The sequence below is a fragment of the Streptomyces sp. NPDC058964 genome (assembly GCF_042741275.1).
In the GTDB taxonomy this organism is placed as follows: Bacteria; Actinomycetota; Actinomycetes; order Streptomycetales; family Streptomycetaceae; genus Streptomyces.
On the sequence record NZ_JBHYKH010000673.1, the window covers coordinates 1 to 4,139 of the forward strand.

The following is a 4,139-nucleotide window of genomic DNA, read 5'->3' on the forward strand; positions in this document are numbered from 1 at the left end:
GCGCGGGGAGGGCGTCTCGGTCCGCGAGATGATCGACCACATCAACGCCGTCACCCACTACCACCGCCCTCCGACGGTCACCCCGCGCCGCCCCGGCGACCCGGCCCGCGTGGTCGCCTCCGCCGACCGCATCGCCACCGAGCTGGGCTGGCACGCCAAGCTCGACGTCGAGGACATGATCACCTCGGCGTGGGAGGGCTGGTTGCGTCTGCGCCCGGAGGCGGCACGCATCTGACCGCCGCCGACGGCACCCGGGAGGCAGCCGGCCCCGCGAGGCTCCGTACGCTGCCCGGATGACCACCTCACCGCGCGTGGAGCGCGCCATCGGCTGTGTCGTCGGCTCCGCCGTCGGGGACGCCCTGGGCGCGCCCTTCGAGTTCGGCCCCGCGGGCGCCTTCTCCGCCCGCTTCCCGGGGCCGGGACACGGCGGGGAGATGTGCGGGGGCGGCGGCTGGGACCCGGGCGAGGCGACCGACGACACGCAGATGGCCGTCCTGGTGGCGCAGTCCCTGCTGGAGCACGACGGGCTCGACCTGCCCGACGTCTTCCGGCGGTTCCAGCGGTGGGCGGCCGCCGGCCCGAAGGACATCGGCCTGCAGACCGAGGCGGTGCTCGGCAGCGGCGCCCCCTGGGACCTGGCCGCCGCGCTGCACTTCCGGGCGAACCAGCGGGCGGCCGGGAACGGGGCGCTGATGCGGGCCGCGCCCTCCGCCGTGCGCTTCGCGGCCCTGGGGCGGGACGCCACCATGGACGCCGCCCGGCGCATCGCGGCGCTCACACACGGGGACCGGGCGGCATGGGAGGGAGCCGCGGTCTTCCACGAGCTGGTGCGGGTCGCCCTGGACGGCGGTGATCCGCTCGACGCCGTACCGGACGCGCTGCGTGCGGTCCACCCGGACCACCGGGACCGTTACGCCCTCGTCCTCGCCGCCGACTGGCACCCGGACCTCGCCACCGAGTTCAACGGAGCCGTCTGGCCGTGCCTCGGCTCCGCCGTCTGGGCCCTGCGGGCCACGTCCACGTACGAGGAAGCGGTGCGCGCCGCCGTCGACCTGGGCGGTGACACGGACACCGTGGCGGCCGTCACCGGGGGCCTGGCGGGGGCGGTGTACGGCGTCGGCGCCGTCCCGGGGCGCTGGCCGGCCGCGCTGCACGTGCCGCTGCCCGGATCCGGGGACCGGGTGCTGCGGGCCGAGGACCTGACGGAGCTGGCGCGACGGCTGGCGGGCTAGGCGACCGCGCGCCGCCCCGCCTCACAGGGCCTTGAGCGCCTCCGTGGTGGCGCGGCTCAGCGCCTCCAGGTATCCCTTGGGCAGCTTCGGGCTGCGGATCACGACCGAGCGCCAGTACAGGGGGCCGGAGATCAGGTCGAGGGCAAGTTCGCCGTCGACGCCGTGGCGGAGCTCGCCGCGCTGTTCGGCCGCCGCGATGATCTTGCTGGCGACGCCCTCCTGCCCCTCGCGCAGGGCCTCCTGCATGGCCTCGGCGATCTCGGGGTTGCGGGCCGCCTCGGCCTGGAGGTCCGGGATGATCTGCGAGGCGACGGGGTGGCGCAGCGCGCGGGACGTGACCTCGTACAGCAGTCGCAGGTCGCCCTCCAGGGAGCCGGTGTCCGGCACGGGCAGGCCCATCACCGCGAGCGCCGAGACCACGTCGAGGACGAGGTGCAGCTTGGACTTCCAGCGGCGGTAGACGGCGGTCTTGCCGACGCCCGCCCGGCGCGCGATGCCCTCGATGGACATGCGGGCGTACCCGACGGCCGCGAGTTCCTCGAAGACGGCCGCCCGGATGGCCTCGGTCACGTCCTCGCGGAGCACGGCAGCCCCGGCGGGAGCCCGGCGGCGCGGACGCGCCCGGGGCTCGTCGGCGTTCGTCGTCATGCCGTCAAGCATAGGGCGTTACGACGAAACGGTTGCGTTCCGACGTCGATTGGGCCTACGCTCACGTTGCGACGATACGGTCCCGTCCCGACGTAAGAAAACGTGAAGAGACGCGTAAGGAAACAACGGAAGACGGACCCGCCGGCCGGACGACTGCAACCCCACTCCCCCCGAGCGAAAGCAGCGGATGTGAGCCAGGTTCTCCACACACCGCCCTCGACACCGGCCCCGGCCGGCGACCTCGCGGCACTCGCCGCGCGCCACGGGCTCTCGGTCAGCGGCGCGCGCCCCACTCTGCGCGAGTACGTCAGCCAGCTGTGGGCGCGCCGCCACTTCATCACCGCCTTCGCCACCGCCAAGCTCACGGCGCAGTACAGCCAGGCGAAGCTCGGCCAGCTGTGGCAGGTCATGAACCCGCTGCTGAACGCGGCGGTGTACTACTTCATCTTCGGCGTCCTGCTGGGCACCAAGCACGGCGTGCCGGACTACATCCCGTTCCTGGTGACGGGCGTGTTCATCTGGACGTTCACACAAAGCTCGATCCTGGCGGGCACCCGGGCGATCTCCGGCAACCTCGGCCTCGTCCGCGCACTGCACTTCCCGCGCGCCGCGCTGCCGATCTCGTTCTGCCTCCAGCAGCTCCAGCAGCTGCTGTTCTCGATGGCGGCACTGATCGTCATCCTGCTCTGCTTCGGCGTGCCCGTCGCGGCCTCCTGGCTGCTGGCGGTCCCGGCCCTGGTCCTCCAGTTCACGTTCAACGCCGGCGTGTCGATGATCATGGCCCGGATGGGCGCGAAGACCCCGGACATCGCACAGCTGATGCCGTTCATCCTGCGGACCTGGATGTACGTCTCCGGCGTGATGTGGAGCATCGACAAGCTCACCGCGAAGGACCACCTGCCGCACCTGGTGACGATCGCGCTGGAGTCCAACCCGGCCGCCGTCTACATCGACCTGATGCGGTACGCGCTGATCGACAGCTTCCACGCCCACCAGCTGCCCCCGCACGTGTGGGCGGCGGCGACCGGCTGGGCCCTGATCGCCGGGGTCGGCGGCTTCATCTACTTCTGGAAGGCTGAGGAGACGTACGGCCGTGGCTGAGAACCTGAACGACCGCATCCCCGACCCCCGCACCCCCGACCACCGGGTCCCCACCGTCGTCGTCGACAACGTCGACATCGTCTACCGGGTCAACGGCACCGGCGCCGGACGCGGCACCGCGACCGCCGCGCTCAACCGCATGCTCCGGCGCAAGCAGGCCGAGAAGGCGGCCGGTGTGCGCAAGGTGCACGCGGTCAAGAAGGTCTCCTTCGTCGCCTACAGGGGCGAGGCGATCGGGCTCATCGGCACCAACGGCTCCGGCAAGTCCACGCTGCTGAAGGCGGTGGCCGGCCTGCTCCCCGTGGAGAACGGCCACATCTACACCGACGGCCAGCCCTCCCTCCTCGGCGTCAACGCGGCCCTGATGGGCGACCTGACCGGTGAGCGCAACGTGTTCCTCGGCGGCCTGGCCATGGGCATGTCCCGCGAGGAGATCAAGTCCCGCTACCAGGAGATCGTCGACTTCTCCGGCATCAACGAGAAGGGCGACTTCATCACCCTTCCGATGCGGACCTACTCCTCCGGCATGGGCGCGCGCCTACGCTTCTCCATCGCCGCCGCCAAGGACCACGACGTCCTGCTGATCGACGAGGCGCTGGCCACCGGCGACCGCTCCTTCCAGAAGCGCTCCGAGGAACGGATCCGCGAGCTGCGCAAGCACGCGGGCACGGTGTTCCTGGTCAGCCACAACAACAAGTCGATTCGGGACACCTGCGACCGGGTGCTGTGGCTGGAGCGCGGTGAGCTGCGTATGGACGGGCCGACGGAGGACGTACTCAGGGAGTACGAGGCTTTCACCGGCGACAAGAAGCCCAAGCAGGCACCGCCGAAACCGGCCGCGGCCAAGGTTCCTCTTCCCTCCTGAGCCCCCACCGGCGCAAGAACGTTTATCCCTTTCACCCTTCAAGTGACAATATGACGTGAAAGGTGCGTTCGAGGCGACGAGGCAAGGAGTCCACCGCGATGCCCCAGCTCAGCATCGTCGTCCACGGGCCCAACACCCAGGGACATCTGAACGGACTCCTCGACTCGCTCGACGCCCGTCCCCTCCCGGACGCCGAGGTGATCGTCGCCGCCGTCGGCGACTGGGCGCGGGAGACGGCCGAGGGGCACGCCCCGGAGACGGTGGTGCTGCCCCTGCCGGTCGGGACGGGCGAC

At 71.5% G+C, this 4,139-nt stretch carries 5 protein-coding genes and 1 pseudogene; 5 read left to right on the top strand and 1 reads right to left on the bottom strand.

Annotated elements, in window-relative coordinates; all coding sequences use genetic code 11:
• A pseudogene (locus ACFW2E_RS42690) lies at positions 1-235 on the top strand (UDP-glucose 4-epimerase GalE); the annotation flags it as partial.
• A 58-nt stretch (positions 236-293) separates the two neighbouring features.
• Positions 294-1,232 carry an ADP-ribosylglycohydrolase family protein gene (locus tag ACFW2E_RS42695; protein ID WP_384476316.1) on the top strand — a complete coding sequence of 313 codons (939 nt, stop codon included), beginning with the start codon at positions 294-296 and terminating at the stop codon, positions 1,230-1,232.
• Between the two features lie 21 nt (positions 1,233-1,253).
• Here the strand turns inward: ACFW2E_RS42695 and ACFW2E_RS42700 are convergent, their stop codons facing one another.
• Positions 1,254-1,880, bottom strand: a complete 627-nt coding sequence (locus ACFW2E_RS42700; protein ID WP_384476319.1) for a TetR/AcrR family transcriptional regulator — start codon at positions 1,878-1,880, stop codon at positions 1,254-1,256.
• A gap of 189 nt (positions 1,881-2,069) precedes the next feature.
• Between ACFW2E_RS42700 and ACFW2E_RS42705 the strand changes: the two genes are divergently transcribed.
• The 3 genes from ACFW2E_RS42705 to ACFW2E_RS42715 all read left to right on the top strand — a co-directional run.
• Positions 2,070-2,981 (top strand): ABC transporter permease, encoded by a 912-nt coding sequence (locus ACFW2E_RS42705; protein WP_384476322.1) that lies wholly within the window; start codon positions 2,070-2,072, stop codon positions 2,979-2,981.
• Complete coding sequence (locus tag ACFW2E_RS42710) at positions 2,974-3,846, top strand: ABC transporter ATP-binding protein (RefSeq protein ID WP_384476325.1); 873 nt, start codon at positions 2,974-2,976, stop codon at positions 3,844-3,846. The genes ACFW2E_RS42705 and ACFW2E_RS42710 overlap by 8 nt, the downstream gene beginning before the upstream one ends.
• Positions 3,847-3,944: 98 nt before the next feature.
• Positions 3,945-4,139 (top strand): hypothetical protein (locus ACFW2E_RS42715; protein WP_384476329.1); only part of this gene is annotated, 195 nt, incomplete at its 3' end.

What these genes read in the sequence shown, in the direction of transcription:
- ACFW2E_RS42695 (WP_384476316.1), top strand. Translation starts at nt 294, where the DNA reads ATGACCACCTCACCGCGCGTGGAGCGCGCCATCGGCTGTGTCGTCGGC.
- ACFW2E_RS42700 (WP_384476319.1), bottom strand. Translation starts at nt 1,880, where the DNA reads ATGACGACGAACGCCGACGAGCCCCGGGCGCGTCCGCGCCGCCGGGCT.